The sequence below is a fragment of the Frigoribacterium sp. PhB118 genome, from assembly GCF_003751725.1.
Classification (GTDB): Bacteria; Actinomycetota; Actinomycetes; order Actinomycetales; family Microbacteriaceae; genus Frigoribacterium.
Window position 1 is genome coordinate 516557 of sequence record NZ_RKID01000001.1, and the last position, 22355, is coordinate 538911.

At 71.3% G+C, this 22355-nt stretch carries 19 protein-coding genes and 2 tRNA genes; 7 read left to right on the forward strand and 14 right to left on the reverse strand.

The genetic code is table 11. From position 1 onward, the window contains the following. The first annotated feature begins 223 nt into the window (after positions 1 to 223). From aceE to EDF21_RS02360, 6 genes are all read left to right on the forward strand, one after another. Positions 224 to 2968: a pyruvate dehydrogenase (acetyl-transferring), homodimeric type gene (gene aceE, locus EDF21_RS02335; RefSeq protein ID WP_123570161.1), complete on the forward strand. Its 2745-nt coding sequence runs from the start codon at positions 224 to 226 to the stop codon at positions 2966 to 2968. 7 nt (positions 2969 to 2975) lie between these two features. Next, complete coding sequence (locus tag EDF21_RS02340; RefSeq protein WP_233568329.1) at positions 2976 to 4202, forward strand: CdaR family transcriptional regulator; 1227 nt, start codon at positions 2976 to 2978, stop codon at positions 4200 to 4202. A 106-nt stretch (positions 4203 to 4308) separates the two neighbouring features. After that, complete coding sequence (locus EDF21_RS02345; RefSeq protein WP_123570162.1) at positions 4309 to 5229, forward strand: ACP S-malonyltransferase; 921 nt, start codon at positions 4309 to 4311, stop codon at positions 5227 to 5229. Next, positions 5226 to 6236 carry a beta-ketoacyl-ACP synthase III gene (locus EDF21_RS02350; RefSeq protein ID WP_123570163.1) on the forward strand — a complete coding sequence of 337 codons (1011 nt, stop codon included), beginning with the start codon at positions 5226 to 5228 and terminating at the stop codon, positions 6234 to 6236. The genes EDF21_RS02345 and EDF21_RS02350 overlap by 4 nt, the downstream gene beginning before the upstream one ends. An 81-nt stretch (positions 6237 to 6317) precedes the next feature. Continuing rightward, entirely contained in the window at positions 6318 to 6566 is a 249-nt protein-coding gene (locus EDF21_RS02355; RefSeq protein ID WP_043592609.1) for an acyl carrier protein, read from the forward strand. Between the two features lie 156 nt (positions 6567 to 6722). Beyond that, positions 6723 to 7961: a beta-ketoacyl synthase gene (locus tag EDF21_RS02360; protein ID WP_055972470.1), complete on the forward strand. Its 1239-nt coding sequence runs from the start codon at positions 6723 to 6725 to the stop codon at positions 7959 to 7961. A gap of 105 nt (positions 7962 to 8066) precedes the next feature. On the opposite strand, the gene EDF21_RS02365 is transcribed toward EDF21_RS02360, so the two are convergent. From EDF21_RS02365 to EDF21_RS02405, 9 genes are all read right to left on the reverse strand, one after another. Next, a complete protein-coding gene (locus EDF21_RS02365; protein ID WP_056045587.1) occupies positions 8067 to 8570 on the reverse strand; it encodes a DUF3145 domain-containing protein in 504 nt (167 codons plus the stop codon). 196 nt (positions 8571 to 8766) lie between these two features. Beyond that, positions 8767 to 10428, reverse strand: a complete 1662-nt coding sequence (locus tag EDF21_RS02370) for a bifunctional 3'-5' exonuclease/DNA polymerase (RefSeq protein ID WP_123570164.1) — start codon at positions 10426 to 10428, stop codon at positions 8767 to 8769. A gap of 42 nt (positions 10429 to 10470) precedes the next feature. Beyond that, entirely contained in the window at positions 10471 to 11331 is an 861-nt protein-coding gene (locus tag EDF21_RS02375) for a DUF1684 domain-containing protein (RefSeq protein WP_123570165.1), read from the reverse strand. A gap of 104 nt (positions 11332 to 11435) precedes the next feature. Further along, positions 11436 to 12077: an FMN reductase gene (locus tag EDF21_RS02380; RefSeq protein WP_123570166.1), complete on the reverse strand. Its 642-nt coding sequence runs from the start codon at positions 12075 to 12077 to the stop codon at positions 11436 to 11438. 19 nt (positions 12078 to 12096) lie between these two features. Beyond that, positions 12097 to 13233 (reverse strand): LLM class flavin-dependent oxidoreductase, encoded by a 1137-nt coding sequence (locus EDF21_RS02385; RefSeq protein WP_056045601.1) that lies wholly within the window; start codon positions 13231 to 13233, stop codon positions 12097 to 12099. 574 nt (positions 13234 to 13807) lie between these two features. Further along, positions 13808 to 14149, reverse strand: coding sequence for a hypothetical protein (locus tag EDF21_RS02390; protein WP_148053615.1), 342 nt, complete (start codon positions 14147 to 14149; stop codon positions 13808 to 13810). 115 nt (positions 14150 to 14264) lie between these two features. Next, positions 14265 to 14338 (reverse strand) — tRNA-Ile (locus EDF21_RS02395). A gap of 57 nt (positions 14339 to 14395) precedes the next feature. Continuing rightward, the gene (locus EDF21_RS02400) at positions 14396 to 15679 is read right to left on the reverse strand and encodes a glycosyltransferase (protein ID WP_370274437.1); all 1284 of its coding nucleotides are present in this window, start codon (positions 15677 to 15679) and stop codon (positions 14396 to 14398) included. 92 nt (positions 15680 to 15771) lie between these two features. After that, positions 15772 to 16686: a DMT family transporter gene (locus EDF21_RS02405; RefSeq protein ID WP_123570787.1), complete on the reverse strand. Its 915-nt coding sequence runs from the start codon at positions 16684 to 16686 to the stop codon at positions 15772 to 15774. Positions 16687 to 16727: 41 nt separating this feature from the next. Between EDF21_RS02405 and def the strand changes: the two genes are divergently transcribed. Continuing rightward, entirely contained in the window at positions 16728 to 17294 is a 567-nt protein-coding gene (gene def, locus EDF21_RS02410) for a peptide deformylase (protein ID WP_056045610.1), read from the forward strand. Positions 17295 to 17460: 166 nt separating this feature from the next. On the opposite strand, the gene EDF21_RS02415 is transcribed toward def, so the two are convergent. The 5 genes from EDF21_RS02415 to EDF21_RS02435 all read right to left on the reverse strand — a co-directional run bounded on the left by EDF21_RS02415 (position 17461) and on the right by EDF21_RS02435 (position 22354). Beyond that, positions 17461 to 17533: transfer RNA gene (locus EDF21_RS02415), tRNA-Asn, on the reverse strand. Positions 17534 to 17647: 114 nt separating this feature from the next. Then, positions 17648 to 18703: an NAD(P)-dependent oxidoreductase gene (locus EDF21_RS02420; protein ID WP_123570168.1), complete on the reverse strand. Its 1056-nt coding sequence runs from the start codon at positions 18701 to 18703 to the stop codon at positions 17648 to 17650. Next, positions 18700 to 19599 (reverse strand): ATP-binding cassette domain-containing protein, encoded by a 900-nt coding sequence (locus EDF21_RS02425; protein WP_123570169.1) that lies wholly within the window; start codon positions 19597 to 19599, stop codon positions 18700 to 18702. Before EDF21_RS02425 ends, EDF21_RS02420 begins: the two co-directional genes overlap by 4 nt. A gap of 2 nt (positions 19600 to 19601) precedes the next feature. Next, entirely contained in the window at positions 19602 to 21344 is a 1743-nt protein-coding gene (locus EDF21_RS02430) for an ABC transporter ATP-binding protein (RefSeq protein ID WP_082460242.1), read from the reverse strand. Beyond that, complete coding sequence (locus tag EDF21_RS02435; RefSeq protein WP_123570170.1) at positions 21341 to 22354, reverse strand: ABC transporter permease; 1014 nt, start codon at positions 22352 to 22354, stop codon at positions 21341 to 21343. The genes EDF21_RS02430 and EDF21_RS02435 overlap by 4 nt, the downstream gene beginning before the upstream one ends. Position 22355 lies beyond the last annotated feature (1 nt).

The following is a 22355-nucleotide window of genomic DNA, read 5'->3' on the forward strand; positions in this document are numbered from 1 at the left end:
ACACGATCGCCGATCCTACGCCTCACTCGTCGGTTTCCACACGGTGGCGTGGCCGGACGTTCCCAGCGCGTGCCGAGCCTGTCCCGGTCCGGGCAACTAGAGTGGGCTGGTCAGGCGGAGTGCGTCTCGGAACCCGGGCACGACGGGCCTGACATCTGTTTGTCCACTCCACGCGGTGGCCCTCCAAGAGACGGCTGCTCCACACAGATGATTGAGGTCAAGGGTGACGGTTAACGATCAGGACCCGTACACGGTCGACAAGGCCGATCGCGATCCCGAAGAGACCGCCGAGTGGCGTGAGTCGCTCGACGCTCTCGTGAAGGCGCAGGGTCACGAACGTGCCCGCGAGATCATGAAGAGCCTGCTCACCCGGTCGAGCGAGCTGCACCTGGGCGTGCCGATGGTGCCGAAGACGGACTACGTCAACACCATCGCCCCCGAGGACGAGCCCGAGTTCCCCGGCGACGAAGACCTCGAGCGCCGCTACCGCAAGTGGGTCCGCTGGAACGCCGCCATCACGGTGCACCGCGCCCAGCGCCCCGGCGTCTCGGTGGGTGGCCACATCTCGACGTACGCCTCGTCGGCCGCCCTGTACGAGGTCGGCAACAACCACTTCTTCCGCGGTCAGGACCACTCCGGTGGCGGCGACCAGGTGTTCTTCCAGGGCCACGCCTCCCCCGGCATGTACGCCCGCGCCTACCTCGAGGGCCGGCTGGGCACGGACCAGCTCGACGGCTTCCGCCAAGAGAAGTCGCACGCCTCGGGCGGACTCAGCTCGTATCCGCACCCGCGCCTCATGCCCGACTTCTGGCAGTTCCCGACCGTGTCGATGGGCCTCGGTCCGATCAACGCGATCTACCAGGCGCAGGTCGCCAAGTACCTCACCAACCGTGGCATCAAGGACGCCAGCGACCAGCAGGTCTGGGCGTTCCTCGGCGACGGCGAGATGGACGAGGTCGAGAGCCGCGGTCAGCTGCAGGTGGCGGCCAACGAGGGCCTCGACAACCTGAACTTCGTCATCAACTGCAACCTGCAGCGCCTCGACGGTCCGGTCCGCGGCAACGGCAAGATCATCCAAGAACTCGAGTCGTTCTTCCGCGGCGCCGGCTGGAACGTCATCAAGGTCGTCTGGGGTCGCGAGTGGGACACCCTGCTCGCGAACGACTCGAGCGGCGCACTGCTCAACCTCATGAACACCACGCCCGACGGCGACTTCCAGACCTACAAGGCCGAGAGCGGCGGCTACGTCCGCGACAACTTCTTCGGTCGCGACCCACGCGCCCTCGAACTCGTCTCGGACTACTCGGACGACGACATCTGGAACCTCAAGCGCGGTGGCCACGACTACCGCAAGGTCTACGCCGCCTTCAAGGCCGCGACCGAGCACAAGGGCCAGCCCACGGTCATCCTCGCCAAGACGGTCAAGGGCTACGGCCTGGGGCCGTCCTTCGAGGGGCGCAACGCGACCCACCAGATGAAGAAGCTCACGCTCGACAACCTCAAGCAGTTCCGTGACGAGCTCCGCATCCCGATCAGCGACGCCCAGCTCGACGAGAACCCGTACCTGCCGCCGTACTACCACCCCGGTCAGGACGACGACGCGATCCAGTACATGCAGGAGCGTCGTCGTGCGCTCGGCGGCTACGTGCCCGAGCGCCGGACCAAGTACACCCAGATCGCGGTCCCCGAGGCGAAGACCTACGACGTCGTCAAGAAGGGGTCGGGCAAGCAGGAGGTCGCCACCACGATGGCCTTCGCGCGCCTCCTGAAGGACCTGCTGCGCTCGCCCGACTTCGGCCACCGCATCGTGCCGATCATCCCCGACGAGGCCCGCACCTTCGGCATGGACGCGTACTTCCCGACGTCCAAGATCTACAACCCGAACGGTCAGCACTACACGTCGGTCGACCGCGAACTTCTGCTCGCCTACAAGGAGAGCCCGCAGGGCCAGATCATCCACGTCGGCATCAACGAGGCCGGCGCGTTCGCGGCCTTCACCGCCGTCGGCACCTCGTACTCGACGCAGGGCGAACCGCTCATCCCGGTCTACGTCTTCTACTCGATGTTCGGGTTCCAGCGCACCGGCGACGCCATGTGGGCCGCCGGCGACCAGATGGCGCGCGGCTTCATCATCGGTGCCACCGCGGGTCGCACGACGCTGACCGGCGAGGGCCTCCAGCACGCCGACGGCCACTCCCTGCTGCTGGCGTCGACGAACCCCGCGGTCGTCTCGTACGACCCGGCGTTCGGCTACGAGCTCGGGCACATCGTCAAGTCGGGCATGGACCGCATGTACGGCACGGACGAGCACGGCAACGCGTCGCACTCCGACCCGAACGTCATGTACTACATCACCGTGTACAACGAGCCGATGGCCCAGCCCGTCGAACCCGAGGGCCTCGACGTGGACGGCGTGGTGCGCGGCATCTACAAGCTCAAGGACGCCGAGAACCTGGGTCCCCGCGCCCAGCTCCTGGCGTCCGGCGTCGGTGTGCCGTGGGCTCTCGAGGCGCAGCAGCTGCTCGCCGACGACTGGAACGTCGCGGCCGACGTCTGGAGCGTCACGAGCTGGAACGAACTGCGCCGCGACGGCCTGGCCGCCGAGGAGCACAACTTCCTGCACCCGAACGACGAGCCGAAGACGCCCTACGTCACCGAGAAGCTGAAGGACTCCGAGGGCCCCGTCATCGCCACGAGCGACTTCATGGCCGCCGTGCCCGACCAGATCCGCGAGTACGTGCCCGGCGACTACCTGACCCTCGGGGCCGACGGCTTCGGTTTCAGCGACACCCGGGCCGCCGCCCGCCGGTTCTTCAAGATCGACGGACCGTCGGTCGTCGTCCGCACCCTGCAGGCCCTGGCCCGTCGCGGCGAGGTCGACCCCGCTGTGGTCCAGCAGGCGATCGATCGTTACCAGCTGCACGACGTCACGGCCGGCACCAGCGGCACCGCCGGCGGGGAGGCCTGACGACCCCGTGAGCGCCGAGCGGGTGCCCGGATCGCCCCTGCAGCCGTCCGCGGCCACGAAAGAGCGCACGCTCGCGTGGCTGCGGACGGTCTCGGGTGAGCTGTCCACCGCGACCATCAAGCGCCTCGAAGAGACGCTGCCCTGGTACGGGGACATGCCCCCCGGGCGCCGCTCGGCGGTCGGGCTCGTCGCCCAGGCCGGCATCACCTCGTTCATCAGCTGGTTCGCCGACCCGCGATCCACCCCGTGGATCGCAGCCGACGTCTTCGGTTCGGCCCCCCGCGAACTTCTCCGCTCGGTCAGCCTCACGCAGACCCTGCAGCTCATCCGCATCACCGTCGAGGTCGTGGAAGAACGCGTCAAGGACGGCGACGACTCGCTGCGCGAAGCGATCCTCCTGTACTCGCGCGAGATCGCGTTCGCCTCGGCGGACGTCTACGCCCGGGCCGCCGAAGCCCGAGGCCTCTGGGACGCCCGACTCGAGGCCCTGGTCGTCGACTCGATCCTGAGCGGCGAGTACGACGACGAGTTGCCCAGCCGCATCGCCGCGCTCGGATGGCACGGGCACGGTGAGGTCGCCGTCCTCGTCGGCACGGCTCCGCGGATGCTCGACGTCGACATGCTCCGACGCACGGCCCGGCACCGGGAGGCCGACGTGCTCATCGGCGTGCAGGGTAGCCGACTGGTGCTCGTCATCGGGCGGGCCGATCCGCTCGACGAGGGCAGCGCCTCCTCGACCCATCCCAGCTTCACCGAGATCGCGCGTGCCCTCGAACCCGGCTTCGGAGACGGGCACCTCGTGCTCGGCCACGAGGTGCCGAGCCTCGTCGACGCCTCGAAGAGCGCCAAGGCCGCCCTCGCCGGTTTCGCGGTCGCACGGGCCTGGCGCAACGCGCCCCGCCCCGTCCTCGCCGACGACCTCCTGCCCGAGCGCGCCCTCGCCGGGGACCCGGTCGCACGGTCGACCCTCGTCAACCGCATCTACAAGCCCCTCAAGACGCACTCGACCGAGTTGCTGACGACCTTGTGGTGCTACCTCGACAACGGGCGCTCGCTCGAGGCCACGGCACGCGAACTCTTCGTGCACCCGAACACCGTGCGGTATCGCTTGAAGCGCGTCACGGACGTGATCGGCTGGGATGCGACCGGCGCCCGTGAGGCGCTGATCCTCCAGTCGGCGCTCGTGCTCGGATCGATCGCCGACCCCGAGGGCTCAGGGGTCCGACGCAAGTGACCGTCGGGCTGACCGCGAGGACGGCTGTGCGCTTCGACAACGTTCTCGCTCATCTTTGGTCGAGTTGCTACACCGCAGACCCTCGACTCATTGGCATGATGGTCCAGTGATCGTTGTCGTAGCGCCCGGTCAGGGCTCCCAAACTCCCGGTTTCCTCGACCCCTGGCTGGCCGACCCCGACCAGCGTGAGCTGCTGACGTCGCTCTCCGACGCGGCCGGCCTCGATCTCGTCGCCCACGGCACCACGTCCGACGCCGACACGATCCGCGACACCGCCGTGGCCCAGCCCCTCATCGTCGCGGCCGGCATCCTGACCGCCCGTGCCCTCTTCCGTCGCGTCGAGCGCTCCGCCGTCGCCGGCGTCGCGGGCCACTCGGTCGGCGAGTTCACCGCCGCGGCCGTCAGCGGCGTGCTGAGCGACCTCGACGCCGTCACGCTCGTCGCCGAACGGGGCCGGGCCATGGCCGACGCCGCCGCACTCGTCGAGACCGGCATGAGCGCCGTGCTCGGCGGTGACGAAGCCGAACTGCTCGCCCGTCTCGACGCCCTCGGGCTCTTCCCCGCCAACTACAACGGTGGCGGCCAGATCGTCGTCGCCGGCGAGACCGCCGCACTCGCCGAGCTGGCGGCCGACCCGCCGGCCAAGAGCCGCGTCGTGCCCCTCCAGGTCGCCGGCGCCTTCCACACGCGGTACATGCAGCCCGCAGTCGAGCGCCTCCGCTCCGCCGCCGCCTCGGTCACGGCCGCCGACCCCTCGACGACGCTCTGGACCAACCACGACGGCAGCACCGTCGACTCGGGCGCGCGCTTCGTCGAGCTGCTCGTCGGGCAGGTCTCGTCTCCCGTCCGATGGGATGCGACCATGCGGTCGTTCGCCGACGCCGGTGTGACGGGCATCGTCGAACTCGCCCCGGCCGGAGCCCTGACCGGCCTGGCCAAGCGCGCGCTGAGGGGTGTCCCCTCGGTCGCCGTCAAGACACCCGACGACCTGCAGGCCGCCGTCGACCTCATCGAGGGAGCAGCATGACCACCCCCCAGCTCAACCAGACCACCGGTGCGCAGTTCACCCGGATCTACGCACTCGGCGCCGCCCGCGGTGAGAACGTGGTCCCGAACGCCGACATCATCGAACCGATCAACTCCAGCGACGAGTGGATCCAGCAGCGCACCGGTGTGATCACCCGCCGACGGGCAGGCAAGGACGTCAAGGTCGTCGACCTCGCCGAGACCGCCGCCAACGAGGCCATCGCCAAGTCGGGCATCCGCCCCGACCAGATCGGCGCCGTCCTCGTGTCGACCATCGGTGCCGGCGTCGTGACCCCGTCGGTCGCCTCGCTGCTCGCCGAGCGCGTCGGTGCGAACCCGGCCGCCGCCTACGACATCTCGGCCGCCTGCGCCGGCTTCACGTACGGCATCGCGCAGGCCGACTCGTTCGTCAAGTCGGGCCTCGCCGAGTACGTCCTCGTCGTGGGTGCCGAGAAGCTCAGCGACGTCATCGACCCGACCGACCGCACGATCTCGTTCCTGCTCGCCGACGGAGCGGGTGCGGCCGTCGTCGGCCCGTCCGACACCGCGGGCATCGGCCCGACGGTCTGGGGCTCGGACGGCTCGAAGTGGGACGCCATCGGCATGACCAACACCATGACCGAGTACCGCGAGGGTGCCGGCGAGATCCCCTGGCCGACCCTCCGCCAAGAAGGTCAGACGGTCTTCCGCTGGGCCGTCTGGGAGATGGCCAAGGTCGCCAAGGAGGCCCTCGAACGCGCCGGCGTGACCGCCGACCAGCTGTCGGCCTTCGTGCCCCACCAGGCCAACATGCGCATCATCGACGAGTTCGCGAAGCAGCTCGGCCTGCCCGAGTCCGTCGTGATCGGTCGCGACATCGCGACCACCGGCAACACCTCGGCCGCCAGCATCCCGCTCGCGACCCACCGACTGCTCGACGAACACCCCGAACTCAGTGGCGGTCTCGCGCTGCAGATCGGTTTCGGTGCCGGACTCGTGTTCGGCGCCCAGGTGGTCGTGCTGCCCTAGCGCGCCGCTGCCCACCCGACCGCGGGGCGCTGTATAGGCTTTACCCCGGTCACAACGACACCCCCTCAAGGAGACAACACCATGGCACTGTCCACCGAAGAAGTCCTCGCCGGCCTCGCCGAGCTCGTCAACGACGAGACCGGGATCGCCACCGACACCGTCGAGATGGACAAGTCGTTCACCGACGACCTCGACATCGACTCGATCTCCATGATGACCATCGTCGTCAACGCCGAAGAGAAGTTCGACGTCAAGATCCCCGACGAAGAGGTCAAGAACCTCAAGACCGTCGGCGACGCCGTCACGTACATCCACAAGGCGCAGAACTAAGACGTCGGCTGCCCGGTCGCCGTCACGGCGACCGGGCCCCGCCGCTGTGCCCTCGACGCCGTCGACCCCACGCCACCAGCCTCGGCTGCAGCCCGGGTCACGGCGTCGTCGTACATCGGCACAGCCCACCGACCGGCCCTCCCAGAAGGAACGTCAATGACCAAGAAGATCGTCGTCACCGGCCTCGGCGCCACGAGCCCGCTCGGTGGCACCGCCACCGAGAGCTGGCAGAACCTGCTCGCCGGCCAGTCGGGCATCACCACGCTCGAACAGGACTGGGTCGCCAAGTACGAGCTGCCCGTCACCTTCGCCGGCCAGGCACGCACCCCCTCGGCCGACGTGCTCGACCGCCGCGAGATCAAGCGCCTCGACCCGTCGAGCCAGTTCGCGCTCACCGCGGCCCGCGAGGCCTGGGCCGACGCCGGCTCGCCCGAGGTCGTCCCCGAACGCTTCATCGTCGACTGGGCCACCGGGATCGGCGGTGTCTGGACGCTGCTCGACGGGTGGGACACCCTGCGCGAGAAGGGCCCGCGACGCGTCCTGCCGATGACCGTCCCCATGCTCATGCCGAACGGTCCCGCCGCCGCCATCTCGATGAGCCTGGGTGCGCGCGCCGGAGCCCGCACGGTCGTGTCGGCCTGCGCCTCCAGCACCGAGTCGATCGCCATGGCCTACGAGCACCTGCAGTCCGGCCTCGCCGACATCGCCGTCGCCGGCGGTTCCGAGGCGGCCATCCACCCGATGCCCCTGGCCTCCTTCGCGGCCATGCAGGCCCTCTCGAAGCGCAACGACGACCCCGCCACCGCCTCGCGTCCCTACGACGTCACGCGCGACGGCTTCGTCCTCGCCGAAGGAGGCGCGGCGCTCGTCCTCGAGACCGAGGAGCACGCCCTGGCCCGCGGGGCCCGCATCTACGCCGAGCTCATCGGTGGTGCGGTCACCAGCGACTCGTACCACATCACCGCTCCCGACCCCGAGGGCACCGGCGCCGCCCGGGCCGTCATCGCGACGCTCGAGAACGCGGGGGTCGACCGCGACCAGGTCGTCCACGTCAACGCCCACGCGACGAGCACCCCGGTCGGCGACATCGCCGAGTACCACGCCATCAAGCGCGTCTTCGGCGACCACACCTCGAAGCTGATCGTCTCGGCGACCAAGGCGGCCACGGGCCACCTGCTCGGCGGCGCGGGCGGCATCGAGGCGCTGTTCACGGTCAAGGCGCTGCACGAGCGCGTGGCACCGCAGACGATCAACGTCACGCAGATGGACGACGAGATCGACATGGACGTCGTCGTCGGAGAACCGCGCCCCCTGCCCGAGGGCGAGATCGTGGCCATCAGCAACTCGTTCGGCTTCGGCGGCCACAACGCCGTCGTCGGGTTCCGCTCGGTCTGACCGAGGCGACCGACGCAGGAGGCGCGGGTGGCGTGATCACGCCACCCGCGCCTCCTGCGTCGTCACCCGGTGCGCCCGGGACGCCCCTCCCCGGGCAGGGCCGGGTCAGCTGACCTTGTGCAGCCAGACGACGGGGTTGCCTTCGCCGCTGTAGCGGAACGGTTCGAGTTCGTCGTCCCAGGCCTGGCCGAGGGCGAGACGCAGCTCGCGGTGCAACTCGAGGGTGTTCGACCCGGCGATCTCCATCGCGTAGCGGATGCGGTCCTCGGGGATGACCGTGTTGCCGGCGGTGTCGGTCTGGGCGAAGAACACGCCCAGGTCGGGAGAGTGCATCCAGCGACCCCCGTCGTGGGTCTCGCCGGGGTCTTCGGTCACCTCGTAGCGGAGGTGCTCCCAGCCCCGCAGAGCAGAGGCGATGCGCGCGCCGGAGCCTTCGTCGCCCTGCCACGAGAACTCGGTGCGCTGGGCGCCGGGCAGCACGGGTTGGTCGACCCAGGCGAAGTTCACGCCGTGCCCGAGGGCACGACCGACGGCCCACTCGACGTGTGGGCACAGTGCACGAGGGGACGAGTGCACGTAGAGCACTCCCCGAGCGGTTGCAGCAGCCACGATTCCTCCATCTGGTTCAGGTGCGACTTCCCCATCGACCTGTCAGACGTGATTCGTGTGCGTTCTTCGATTGTGCGGGCCGGGACCCGGTGATGCGCGGGACGGTGCCCGTTCTGTGAATTATGACCGACCCGCCTGAGAAATCACAACTGTGTAACACCTGCGAATGGTGCGGCGTCTCGCACGGCCGGCCGGCTCACTTGGCCTGCGAGTAGTCGTCCACGACCGCGACCGTGACCGGGAAGGCCACCGGGGCGTCGCCGAAGAGCAGCCGGCCGGCCTCGACCGCGCTGTCGGCGACCAGCGCGGCGACCTCGTCGGCGGCGGCCGCGGGGGCGTGCACCACCACCTCGTCGTGCAGGAAGAACACGAAGTGGGGTGCCGGGACGCCGGTCCCCCAGCGCGCGTGCAGACGACGGCGCAGGGCGCCCATCCAGCAGAGGGCCCACTCCGCGGCGGTGCCCTGCACGACGAAGTTGCGCGTGAACCGACCCCACGAGCGTGCGTCGCGATCGGCCGGCCGCACGCCCATCTCGGGAGGCAGCGCGCCCGCCCCGGCGCCCCCGGAGGCGTCCGGGTCGTCGGACGGCCGCGGTGAACTGCGGCCGAGCAAGGTGTCGACGACTCCCCCGGCCTCGCCCGTGCGCGCCGCCGTCTCGACGAGCGCCATGGCGTCGGGGAACCGCCGCGCCAGACGGGGCACGAGACGGCCGCTCTCGCCCTGGGTCGCGCCGTACATCGCGCCGAGCATCGCGACCTTGGCCTCGGCCCGCGTGGCGACGGCCCCGCTGGCGACGATGCCCTCGTAGAGGTCGCCCGACCCGGCCCGGGCCATCGAGCGGTCGCCGGACAGGCCGGTCAGGATGCGCGGCTCGAGTTGCGAGGCGTCGGCGACCACGAGCTTCCAGCCAGGGTCGGCCACGACGGCGCCGCGGACCGCCCGGGGAAGCTGCAGAGCGCCTCCTCCGCTCGTGGCCCACCGGCCGGTCACGACGCCGCCCGGCACGTAGTCGGGGCGGAAGCGCCCACCGTGCACCCAGGCGTCGAGCCAGGCCCAGCCGTTGGCGACGAGCAGGCGCTGCATCTTCTTGTAGCGGAGCAGCGGCTCGATCGCGGGGTGCTCGTGCCGTTGCAGTTCCCACTGCCGCGTCGACTGCACGAGCACGCCAGCACGGTTCAGGGCCCTGATCAGCTCGGCGGGCGAATCGGGGTTGAGGTCGGGCGCGTCGAGCGCCTGCCGCACCTCGTCGAGGGCGTCGCGCATGCGGGCCGGTCGCTCCCCCGGGGCGGGCCTCGGCCCGAGGGCGGCGGTCAGCAGTTCGTCGTGCACCCGGGGCGACCACGGGATGCCCCGGTGACGCATCTCGGCCGCGGTCAACGCGCCGGTGGACTCGGCGGCGACGAGCAGCTCGAGTCGACCCCGGGCAGGCGACGCCTCGACCGCCTCGCGCTGGGCGAGGAACTCGGCCGCCGGGTCGGGCAGCGACTCGGGGAGGACCTCGAAGAGGCCGTCGGACTCCCCCGGCGATGCCTGGGCGACGTCCCACGGCCCGGGAGCCGCGCCTCCGAGGGGGAAGGCGGGCGCCGCCGTCGACCGTCGCAGGATCGCGTGCACGAGCCGGAGGTCGACGCACCGCGCCAGCGTGACCCCCGCGTCGAGGAGGCGCGGGTACCACCGCGGGGTGTCGTCCCAGACCCAGCGGGGCGAGGCCTCGCGCTCGAGGTCGGCCACGCGCGCCGGCAGGTCGGCCGCGGGGATGGTCTCCACGCCGACCGCTTCGAGCAACCCCGACGTGCCACGCTCGTACCGCGTCAGCTCGACGTCACCGTCGGGCAGTCGACGCAGCAGGAAGAACACCGCCTGATCATCCCACCCCGCGCCGACGCCGCCGGCCCGTTCTCAGTGCAGCGGCTGCCCGGCGGCGTCGAGGACGTTCTTCTCGCCCGCCTCGATCGGCGACGCGAACCGGTTCTGGGCCGGCGGGATCGGGCAGTTGAAGGCGTACGAGAAGGCGCAGGGCGGCAGGACGGCCCGGTTGAAGTCGAGCGTGATGGTGCCGTCGCCGTTCGGCACCGGGAAGAGGAACCGCCCGACCGAGTACGTGCTGTCGCCGTTGGTCGCGTCGCCGAAGACGAGCTGCAACCGGTCGCCGTCACCCGACGGGAACGCCGCGAGCTCGTGGTCGACCCCGTCGCGGGTGAAGCGGATGAGCCCGGGCAACGGCTTGGGCCGACTGAGCTCGAGGTCCGCCTGGTGACGGATGTCGACCTGGGTGTCGGGCGCGGTCGGCACGAAGTCGGCCGTGACGACCCAGTCCGGGTCGAACGGGAAGGCGTCGATCGATCCGAAGCCCGTCACGGCGTCCGACGCGGAGTCCCAGACGCGCAGGGCGTACCCGGTGTGGTCGTCGTTCGCGATCACCGTGCCGGTCGTGGTCTCCGAGAACCGGAGGCTGCTCGGGACCAGCGCGTCGTCACCCGCCACGACGACGGTGCCGTCGACGAGGTCGCCGTCCACGTGGATGCCGTCCGCGGCGGCGGCCGTCAGCGCCAGTCCCGACACGCCCTGCGGGGTCGGCGCCCAGCGACCCGGCACGCCCCAGACGGTCTGCTCGTGGTCGACCCACTGCGTGCCGGTCAGGGCGAGCGGACCCTGCGGCGACACCGCGCGGGTGCGGCGCAGGACGTGGAAGCGGTCGAGCTCGGCCTGCGCGGCCGCGTGCTCGGACGGGCGGGTGGTGTCGGCGGTGCTGTGGGTCATCGGTCCTCCTGGGGTCTGACGGGGGCAACGCCGGGGAGGCGCGGTTCATGCCCCGACGGACGGGACGTGGTCGGGACCGGCACCGCGCCTCCTCGTCCGCCGTCTCAGTCGTGCAGGTCGTCGCCGCCCACGGCGAGGCGCCGGAGCTGCTCGTCGAACGGGACGACCGCGGCGAACGGGTCGTCGAGCGCGCCCTCGTGCCGCGCCACGAGCTCGGCGAACTCCCCCGCGGCGCGCGCGACCCGCTCGGGCAGCGTCGTGGAGGTGCCGTCGCCCTCGCCCCAGTCCTCGGACGCCGCGAACACGGAGGTGGGCACGACGACGGCCTGGAGGTAGGCGAACAGGGGTCGCACCGCGTACTCGAGGGCCAACGAGTGGCGGGCCGTGCCGCCGGTCGCCCCGATCAGCACGGGCGTGCCGGTCAGCGCCTTGTGGTCCATCACGTCGACGAACGACTTGAACAGGCCGCTGTACGAGGACGAGAAGACGGGCGTGACCGCGATCACGCCGTCGGCGCTCGTCACCTTCTCGAGCGCCTCGGCGAGGGCGGGAGGCGCGAAGCCGGTCAGCATCGCGTCCGTCACCTCGTGCGCGAGGTCGCGCAGCTCGACGACCTCGACCTCGACGAACGAGCCGCGGCCGACGAGGTCCCGCGTGGTGGCCTCGACCAGCCGGTCGGCCAACAGACGGGTGGAGGACGGCTGGCCCAGCCCCGCGGACAGGGCGACGATCTTCTTGGTGCTCATGGCGCGCCTCCTGCGTGTCTCAGCGGGCGGACGACGCGGTGAGCGCGTCGTGCGCGGTGGGTGTGGCCGTGGACCGCGACGCCCGGGTCGCGGCCTCGACGAGCGAGGCGTGCGTGGGGGCGTCGGGCACGTCGGCCGGACGGTTCGCGGCGAACTCGCGACGGAGGACCGGCACGACCTCGCTGCCGAGGATGTCGAGCTGCTCGAGGACGGTCTTCAGGGGCAGGCCGGCGTGGTCCATGAGGAAGAGCTGGCGCTGGTAGTCGCCGACGTAGTCGCGGAAGCCGAGGGTGCGGTCGATGACCTCCTGGGGGCTGCCGACGGTGAGCGGGGTCTGGCTCGTGAAGTCCTCCATCGAGGGGCCGTGGCCGTAGACCGGGGCGTTGTCGAAGTAGGGACGGAAGGTGCGCTTGGCGTCCTGCGAGTTCTTCGCCAGGAAGACCTGACCGCCGAGACCGACGATCGCCTGGTCGGCACGCCCGTGCCCGTGGTGCTCGAAGCGGCTGCGGTAGAGCTCGACCATCTGCTTCGTGTGCGAGGCGGGCCAGAAGATGTGGTTGGCGAAGAAGCCGTCGCCGTAGTAGGCGGCCTGCTCGGCGATCTCGGGGCTGCGGATCGACCCGTGCCAGACGAAGGGCGCGACGCCGTCGAGGGGACGCGGGGTCGCCGTGAAGCCCTGCAGCGGCGTGCGGAAGTGGCCCTTCCAGTCGACGACGTCCTCGCGCCAGAGGCGGTGCAACAGGGCGTAGTTCTCGATCGCCAGGTTGATGCCCTGGCGGATGTCCTTACCGAACCAGGGGTAGACCGGGCCCGTGTTGCCGCGACCGAGCGTGAGGTCGACCCGGCCACCGGCGAGGTGCTGGAGCATCGCGAAGTCCTCGGCGATCTTGACCGGGTCGTTCGTCGTGATGAGCGTCGTGGCCGTGCTGAGCACGATGCGCTCGGTCTGCGCGGCGATGTAGGCGAGGAGGGTCGTCGGGCTCGAGTTCACGAAGGGCGGGTTGTGGTGCTCGCCTGCGGCGTAGACGTCGAGGCCGACCTCCTCGGCCTTCTTCGCGATGGTGACCATCGCCTGGAGGCGCTCGCCCTCGGTCGGGGTGGCACCGGTCGTAGGGTCGGTCGTGATGTCGCCGACGCTGAAGATTCCGAACTGCATTGCTCCACCTTAGAACATCTGCATGCGTTTGCATGCACTTCGGTGAACCGCGGGGTGGGGCGTGGCATTCCCGGGCGTGCGACGGCAGCCCGGCCCGGCCCGGCCCGGCTCGACCTCGGTGTGCGGGGTGCGGGTGCGGGGTGCGGTTCGGGGTGCGGCGCGTTGGCAACTCCGGATCGGTGCCGCGGCGCGGAGGCTCAGGCCCGAAAACACGCGGTCCTCGCCGATCGGCGCCGCAGGAAGCAGGAGTTGCCGGCACGCGTCGGCAATTCCCGACGGGTGCCGCGCCGCGGAAGCCCGAGCCCGGAAACACGCGGCCCCTCGCCGATAGGCGCCGCAGGGGGCAGGAGTTGCCGGCACGCGTCGGCAACTCCGGACCGGTGTCGCAGCTCGGGGACCCGGGCCCGGAGACACGGGACGGACGCCGGCCGGTACGACGGGAGTCAGGAGTTGCCGACCACGCGACGGGGTAGGTGCGGGACGGACTGGGGTCGGGCGGAGAGGAGGCGCGCCAGAGTGGAGGCGCGCCGGGGTGGTCGCGCGCCGGGGCGGGGTGAGGCGGTGCGGCGGCGGGTCAGGCGAGGGGGGCGAGGCGCAGCCAGCGCTCCGCGACCTGGGCCTGCGAGACGGGCCCGTCGCCGTCACGGTCGATCTGGGGCGAGTCGAACTCGACCCACCAGGTGCGGGCCGAGCCGCCGATGGCCGACACCCCCTGCCAGGCGCTGCCCCCGGCCCGGACCACGATGCCCGTCGGGCCGTACGGGAACGGCGTAGAAGGGTCCTCGTCGGAGTCGAGGACGTACACCTGGGCCCCCACGCCCATGCGCGCCGGGCCGGATCGCCCGGCGTCGTCGGAGGAGGCGCCGCCCCAGGCGTCGGGGTCGGGCTCCGGCTGTCGGGGCCGCTTGGTGAACATGGACGACATCGTGCCACGCACGACGGACGCCGGGCGACGACGCGGCCGCGCTCACAGCAGGCCCGGAGGCCGCGAACCGACCGGAACCGGGTCAGGCGCCACCGGACACCACGAGTAGGGCGGACGGGACTTGAACCCGTGACCGATCGATTATGAGTCGACTGCTCTAACCGGCTGAGCTACCGCCCCTCGCGTCGGCCCACCGGTGCGAGCCGTGGCCGGCCGGGGCGGTGCCGCGGTCGACCGTCAGTGCGCGCGGTCGGACGCCGCGTCGGTGGAGGGGACCACCGGCTGACCACGATACAGGCTCTCGAACACGCTGAGCGTTCGCTCGATGTCGTGCCCCTCGATCATCTTCAGGCTGGCCCGGCGCATCGCGAGGTACTCGTCGTCGGGGGCGGTCAACACCGTCGTGAGCTTGTCGGCGAGGTCGCGGCTGTCGCCCGGGCGGAAGAGGTAGCCGTTCTGGCCCTCGTCGACCAGGTGCGGCAGGGCCATGGCGTCGGCCACGACGATGGGCAGCCCCGACGCCATCGCCTCGAGGCTGGCGATGCTCTGGAGTTCGGCGATCGACGGCATGGCGAAGACCGTCGACTCGGTCAGCGTGCGCCGCAACTCGTCGTCGGACAGGTACCCGGCGAAGGTGACGACGTCGGTGAGGCCGAGGTCGCGGCTGGTCGTCTGGAGCTGCTTGAAGAGGTCTCCGCCGCCCACGATCGTGAGCGTCGCGCCGAGGGCCGGGTCGAGCAGGGTCATCGCCTTGAGCAGCACGTCGATCTGCTTCTCGGCCGTGACCCGGCCGACGAACACGATGCGGTTCTCGGCCGGACGGGTGTCGAGGGCGGTGTAGTGCCCGGCCTCGATCCCGCAGGAGACGGCGAGCACGCCCGTGACCGCGACCGACTTCTCGAGGAACGTGGCCGCCTTCTGCGTGGGGGTCGTGATCGCCGCGGCCTTGTGGAACGTCTTGCTCGCGTCGTTCCAGGCCATCTGGGTCGCCTTGGCGCGCAGCCCCTTAGGCAGACCGGTGTGCTCGAGCAGGTTCTCGGGCATGAAGTGGTTCGTGGCGACGATCCGCACGCCCCGGCGTTCGGCGACCTGCGCGACGCCCCGGCCCATCACGATGTGCGACTGGATGTGGACGACGTCGGGGTGGATCTCGTCGAAGATCGCCTCGGCGTGCTCCTGCACGCGCCACGGGGTGGCGAAGCGCAGCCAGTCGTGCAGCGGCCACCGCGTCGAGTACAGCCGGTGGACGGTCAACGTCACGCCGCCGTGCTGCTCGAGGAAGGTGCCGTGGTGCCGGCTGGCCGCGGGCACCATGAGGTGCACGTCGTGGCCGCGCTGGGCGAGCCCCACGGCGAGCCGCTCCGTGAAGTTGGCGGCGCCGTTGACGTCGGGCGGGAAGGTGTCGCCCGCGATCAGGACGGTCAGACGGTCGGACGACCCCGAGGAGGCGCGGGTCGCGACGTCAGCCGACGTCGCGTCGTCGGGTCGGCCGGGTTCCGAGGGCGTCGGGGCAGGTGTCACGGGTCGTGGCGTCCTTCTCGTGCTCGGTGGGGTGTGCGGCGCATCGTGCCCGGACGATCGTCGACCGGCGGGCGAGACGACCCCACGCTAGCTCAGGCTCGGGTCTGGGGATGGTATTTGGCGAGTTGGAACACGCCGTAGACCGCGATGGCGGCCGCGACGACGAAGAAGACGCCGGCGATCGCGGGGGCGTTCTGCGCCTCGCCCAGGACGACGATGCCGATGCCGACCGCGATGAGCGGATCGACGACCGTGAGACCGGCGATGACGAGGTCGGGTGGGCCGGACGAGTAGGCGTTCTGCACGAAGTACCCGCCGAGCAGTCCGGCCGCGAGCAGGAACACGATGCACACGATCGTCAACCAGTCGAAGTTGCCGGCGAAGACCCGGTTGAGGACGACCTTGGCGAGGGTCGCGACGAAGCCGTAGAGCACGCCCGCCGCGATGATGTAGAACAGCGCGCTGCGACGGCGGCGCAACAGGGCGAAGGCGACACCCAGCACGGAGCCGACGACGGCGAGGATCACGAGGACCGTGACGAGCTGCCGCGTGGTGATCTCGGGCTCGATGGCCGTGAAGGCCGCCACGGTGACGAAGAGCCCGACGCCGCCGACGCAGAAGAGGATGGCCCGCTTGGCGCGCCGGTCGAGTCGTCGACCCGTCGAACGGGAGTTGAGGACCGCCGTGATGACGAGGGCGACCGCCCCGAGCGGCTGCACCACGAGGAGCGGGGCGATGCGCAGACTGGTCAGCTGGAAGAGGATCGCGAGGCCGAGCATCAGCGTGCCCAGCACCCACGAGGGGCGGCCCACGAGGGCGAGCACCTGGCGGACGTTCATGCCGCTCTTCGCCGCACCGATCCGTCGCTCGACCTTGGCGACGCCCTGGTGCTGGAGCTGGGCGCCGATCGAGAGGAACACCGCTCCGATCAGCGCGATCGGGATGCCGAGCGCCTGATAGGGGGTCAGGGATACCTGCTGGGTGAGCTCCCCGATGTCCGTCGTCACGGCGTCCACGCTAGCGCCGTGGCGCTGGATAGTCTGGACGAATGGCCGTTCGACCCATTTCCATCACGGGTGACCCCGTGCTCCACTCCCCCGCCTCCGAGGTGACCGTCGTCGACGACGACCTGCGCACCCTCGTCGCCGACATGTTCGAGACGATGGACGCCGCCCCAGGCGTCGGTCTGGCGGGCCCGCAGGTGGGCGTGGGCAAGCGGCTGTTCGTCTACTCGTGGACCGACGACGACGGCGAGCTGTGGCGCGGCGTGGCCATCAACCCGACGCTCTGGCAGAGTCCGCTCTCGATCGAGCCGCTCGACGACGACTCCGAGTCCGAGGGCTGCCTCTCGGTGCCCGGCGAGAGGTTCCCGTTGCGGCGTGCCGACGGCGTCGTGCTGCGGGCCACCGACCTCGACGGCGACGCGGTCGAGATCGAGGCCTGGGGCTGGCTCGCCCGCGTCTTCCAGCACGAGTACGACCACCTCGACGGCATCCTGTACGCGGACCGGCTCGAGCATCCCTTCCACAAGGCGGCCGCGAAGGCGGTCCGCAAGAAGGGCTGGGGACAACCGGGCAGCACCTGGCTGCCGGGCGTCGACCACCTCGAGGACTGACGGCCGGCCCCGGCCGACCCCGCGACCGAGGAGGCGCGTCCTGCGAACCGCAGGACGCGCCTCCTTCTCGTTCGGGCACGGAACGGAACGTAACGGAACGGCGAGAGAGGCCCAGGACGGACCGGGCAAGAGAAAAGGCCCAGAGGGTGGAGCCTCTGGGCCTTCGCTCCCCGAGTTGGACTCGAACCAACAACCTGCCGGTTAACAGCCGGCTGCTCTGCCAATTGAGCTATCGAGGAATGGCAACCGCCCCGGACTTTCGTCCGTGACAGCGGAGACAACACTAGCAAAGATCTGAGCCCCCGAGGGACCACGCCGACGACGCGGCGCGTCGCACGGCTCCGAGCGCCGCGTCAGTACCCGTCGTGCGGGTCGACCACGCCGACGAACTCCCCGTCGCCGAGGAAGGCCCGCACGTTGAGCCGGATGCGCTCGGCCAGCAGCGGGGCCGTCATCTCGGGGGTGTCCGCCTGGTGCGGCGTGACGACGACACGCGGCTCGCCGAAGAGCGGGTGCCCGTCGGGGAGCGGCTCGGGCGTGGTGACGTCGACCCCCGCGCCCCAGAGTCGCTCCGCCCTGACCGCCTCGACGAGGGCGTCCGTGTCGACCAGGCTGCCCCGCGCGACGTTGACGAGCACGGCCGTCGCCGGCAGCAGGGCGAGCCGACGCGCGTCGAGGAGGCCTGCCGTGCCGGGCGTCGCGGCGGCGGCGAGGACGAGGACGTCGGCCTCGGGCAACACCTCGTCGAGTCGCTCGACGGGGACGGTCCGGTCGGCCCCGGGCACGGGTTCGCTCGACCGGCGCACGATGGTCACCCGGACGTCGAACGGGGCCAGGAGGCGCATCAGCTCGATCGCGATGCCCCCCGCCCCGACGATGACGACGTGCCGTCCGTAGAGCGACCGGCCCTGTTGTTCGGTGGCCCAGGAGGTGGCGCGCACGCGCTGGGGAACGACCCTCAGCAGCGACAGCACGAGCATGAGGGCGTGCTCGGCGACGGGTTCGGCGAACGCCCCCTTGGCGCTCGTCCAGAGGGGCAGCGCGCGGTCGGCACGGGCCGCGATGACCTCGGAGAAGGCGTCGACCCCGGCGTAGGGCAGCTGGACCCACTCGATGCCCGGGTGCTCGTCCAGCGCGCGGGCCAGGCCGTCGGGGTCGCGGTACGAGAGCCAGACCAGGCCACGGGTCTCCGGGCCCAGGGGGACGACGTCCGCTCCCCCGGTCCGCACGGCGTCGACGAAGACCGGGGTGGGGCGGGGGGCCACCGAGACGGCACCCGGGGTCGGGCGTCGACCCGGGGCGAGGACGGGGCCCGCGGTGACGACCGCGCGGTGGCCGCGCGCGCCTCCCGGGCTCGTCGCCCGGGCCGCATCCGAGACGGTCGAGCCCGTGGCCGGCTCGGCGGTCACGAGGGCCGGTCTCCGCGGAGGCCGGAGTCGGGGTCGAGCGGTCGCCCGGCCTCGCGCTCCTCCGGGCGGATGATGTCGATCGGGGTCGTCTGCGAGAGCACCTTGACGTAGGGGTCGATGCCGGTCCGGAGGACCTCGTCGATGTCGCCCAGTCCGACCAGACGGCCACCGCGCATGACGGCGACGCGGTCGGTGATCGCTCGCGCCTCGGCCACCGAGGAGGTGACGACGAGCGCCGAGAACTGACGCCCCTCGTGCAGGTTCCCGATGACGTCGAGGACGGCCTGGCGGACGAGCACGTCCACCCCCCGGGCGGGCTCGTCGGCGATCAGCAACGGGGGCTCGAGGACGAGGCTGCGGGCCAGGGCGACGCGTTGTCGCTGACCGGAACTGAGCTCCCAGGTCTGCTTGAGCATGGTGCCGAGCGGCAGGTGCACGCCGTCGACGAGCGTCGCGACGATGCGCCCGGCCTCGGTGCGGTCGAACTTGCGGTCGCGCTGGTAGATCGGCTCGGCGATGGCCTCGCCGACGGTCAGGTCGGGACTCAGCCGCTCGCCGTCGTCCTGCGCCAGGTAGCCGACCATGGCCGAGAGCCGGTCCCGGCGCCGGCCCGAGAGCTTGCCGACGTCCTGGCCGAAGACCCGTGCGGTCCCACCCACCAGACGCGGGCGCCCCTCGTCGACGCGGCCCGTGCCGGTCAGTCCGGCGAGGGCCATCGCAAGCGTCGACTTGCCCGAACCGCTCTCGCCGAGCACGGCGACGATCTCGCCCGGCTCGACCCGCAGGGTGACCCCGTCGACGGCACGCACGGCCGGATGGCCCGCCCGGGCGGGGTAGAGCAGCGACAGGTCGTCGGTGACGACCGGCTGGTCGAGGTCGAGCTCGCGACCCGGCACCGTCAGGCCGCCCCGACGGTGTCGGTTCCGCGCTCCGGGTCGCCCGCCGCCCGGCGGTCGAGTTCGGCCAACCGCTCGCGGCGGGACGCCTGCTCGATCGGATCGGGCACCGGCAGCGACGCCAGCAGGCGCTGCGTGTAGGGATGCTCGGGCGCGCCGAGGACCTGGTCGTTCGGTCCGCTCTCGATCAGGTCGCCGTGGAACAGCACGCCGATCCGGTCGGCCAGCATGTTGACGACCGCGAGGTCGTGGCTGATGAACAGGGCGGCGAAGCCCAGCTGCGACTGCAACTCGGTGAACAGCTCGAGCACCCGGGCCTGCACGGAGACGTCCAACGCGCTGGTGGGCTCGTCCGCGATCAACAGCGTCGGGTCGAGGGCGAGCGACCGGGCGAGGCTCGCCCGCTGACGCTGTCCGCCGCTGAGCTCGTGGGGGTACCGGTCGGCGAACGACTTGGGCAGCTGGACCGCCTCGAGGAGTTCGTCGACGCGCGGACGGGCGGCCCGGGCGTCCTTCGCACGACCGTGCACGATGAGCGGCTCGGCCACGCACTCGGCGATCGTCAGCAACGGGTTGAAGCTCGACGCGGGGTCCTGGAAGACGAAGCCGATGTCGGCGCGCTTCGGCTTGAAGTCACGCTCGTGCACCCCGTTCATCTCGATGCCCAGCACCTCGAGCGACCCCCCGGTGACCTTCGTCAGCCCGGCGATGGCCCGTCCGATCGTCGTCTTGCCCGAACCGCTCTCGCCGACGAGGCCGAGGACCTCGCCGCGGGCGATGGTGAAGTCGACGCCCTTGACGGCCCGGAAGCCGCCGCGGCCGAGGCGACCGGGGTACTCGATCTCGAGACCCCGGGCACGTACGACGACCTCGCTGTCGGCGGGCTGCTCCTGCTGCGTGTGGCCGCGGGCCTCGAGCTTCGGCACCGAGCCGAGCAGGCGCTTCGTGTAGTCGTCCTGCGGGTTCGCGAACAGCTCGACGGCCGGGGCCTGCTCGACGACCTTGCCGAGGTACATGACGGCGACGCGGTCGGCGAGGTCGGCGACGACGCCCATGTTGTGCGTGATCAGCACGATGGCCGTGCCGAACTCGTCCCGGCAGCGGCGCAACAGGTCGAGGATCTCGGCCTGCACGGTCACGTCGAGGGCCGTGGTCGGCTCGTCCGCGACGATCACCGACGGGTCGAGCACGAGCGCCATCGCGATGACCACGCGCTGCTTCTGCCCGCCCGAGAACTGGTGCGGGTAGTAGTCGACGCGGGTCTCGGGGTCGGGGATGCCCACGCGACGCAGGATGTCGATCGCCTTGACCCGCGCCTCCTTGCGTCCGACCTTGCCGTGGGCCCGCAGGCCCTCGGCGATCTGCCAGCCCACCGTGTAGACGGGGTTGAGCGCGGTCGACGGCTCCTGGAAGACCATGGCGACGTCGGTGCCGCGGAGCTCGCGGACCTTCTTCGGGCCGACCTCGAGGACGTTCTGCCCCGAGAGCAGCACGGCACCGGTGGCGACCGCGGTCTCGGGCAAGAGGCCGAGGATCGTCTTCGCCGTGACGGTCTTGCCGCTCCCCGACTCGCCGACGATCGCCAGCACCTCGCCGGCGCGGACGTCGAGCGTCACGCCCTGGACGGCCGCGACGTCGCCGCCGTCGGTCGCGAAGGTCACCTCGAGGTCGGTGATGCCGACGGCGACGGGGCGCTCGTCGCGCGGCGTCGCGGGTCGGCCGGTCGTGGTCGTGTCGGCGGTCATGCGGTCACCTCGTCGTGGGTCGTGGTCGGGGCCTGCTCGGTGCGTCGGGTGCCCTTGGTCTTGCGCTTCGCGCGACGGCGGGTCCGGAGGCGCGGGTCGGCCAGGTCGTTCAGGCTCTCGCCCATCAGCGTGATGCCGAGCACCATCAGCACGATCGCCGCACCGGGGAAGACGCCGGTCCACCAGATGCCGCTGGCGGTGTCGGAGAGGGCGCGGTTCAGGTCGTACCCCCACTCGGCCGCCGCGGTCGGGCCGATGCCGAACCCCAGGAAGCCGAGGGCCGCCAGGGTCAGGATCGCCTCGGACGCGTTGAGCGTGAGGATCAGGGGCAGGCTCCGCGTGGCGTTGCGGAGCACGTGCTTGAACATGATGCGGCCCGTGCTGCTGCCGTTGACCTTGGCCGACTCGACGAACGCCTCGGCCTTGAGCCTCGTGGCCTCGGCGCGGACGACGCGGAAGTACTGCGGGACGTACACCACGGTGATCGAGATGCCCGCCGAGACGATGCCGCCCCAGAGGCTCGACTGGCCCCCGCTGATGACGATCGAGACGACGATGGCGAGCAGCAGCGAGGGGAACGCGTAGACCGCGTCGGCGACGACGACGAGCACGCGGTCGAGCCACCCGCCGAGGTAGCCCGAGATCAGGCCGAGCGTCACGCCGATCGTGATCGACAGCACCACGGCCACGATGACGACGGCCACGGCGGTCCGGGTGCCCCACATGACGCGGCTGAACACGTCGTAGCCGCCGACAGTCGTCCCCCAGAGGTGTTCGGCCGACGGTGGCGCCTGGCGCGGGAAGGCCTCGGTGGCACCGCGCAGCTGGCCGAAGCCGTAGGGCGCGATGAGGGGGGCGAAGATCGCCAGCAGCACGAACACGGCGACGATGACGACGCCGGTCAGCAGCATGCCGCGCTGCAGCCCCACCGAACGGCGGATCTGGGCGACGACGGGGAGGCGCTTGTAGAGGGGTTCGCGGCGGTCGGCCGCGACGGTCGATTCGGTCATG

Coding starts and splice junctions, on each gene's coding strand:
- EDF21_RS02375 (WP_123570165.1), bottom strand. CDS start 11,331: ATGACCCACAGCACCGCCGACACCACCCGCCCGTCCGAGCACGCGGCC.
- EDF21_RS02380 (WP_123570166.1), bottom strand. CDS start 12,077: ATGAGCACCAAGAAGATCGTCGCCCTGTCCGCGGGGCTGGGCCAGCCG.
- EDF21_RS02435 (WP_123570170.1), bottom strand. CDS start 22,354: ATGACCGAATCGACCGTCGCGGCCGACCGCCGCGAACCCCTCTACAAG.
- EDF21_RS02360 (WP_055972470.1), top strand. CDS start 6,723: ATGACCAAGAAGATCGTCGTCACCGGCCTCGGCGCCACGAGCCCGCTC.
- EDF21_RS02355 (WP_043592609.1), top strand. CDS start 6,318: ATGGCACTGTCCACCGAAGAAGTCCTCGCCGGCCTCGCCGAGCTCGTC.
- EDF21_RS02350 (WP_123570163.1), top strand. CDS start 5,226: ATGACCACCCCCCAGCTCAACCAGACCACCGGTGCGCAGTTCACCCGG.
- EDF21_RS02385 (WP_056045601.1), bottom strand. CDS start 13,233: ATGCAGTTCGGAATCTTCAGCGTCGGCGACATCACGACCGACCCTACG.
- EDF21_RS02430 (WP_082460242.1), bottom strand. CDS start 21,344: ATGACCGCCGACACGACCACGACCGGCCGACCCGCGACGCCGCGCGAC.
- EDF21_RS02390 (WP_148053615.1), bottom strand. CDS start 14,149: ATGTTCACCAAGCGGCCCCGACAGCCGGAGCCCGACCCCGACGCCTGG.
- def (WP_056045610.1), top strand. CDS start 16,728: ATGGCCGTTCGACCCATTTCCATCACGGGTGACCCCGTGCTCCACTCC.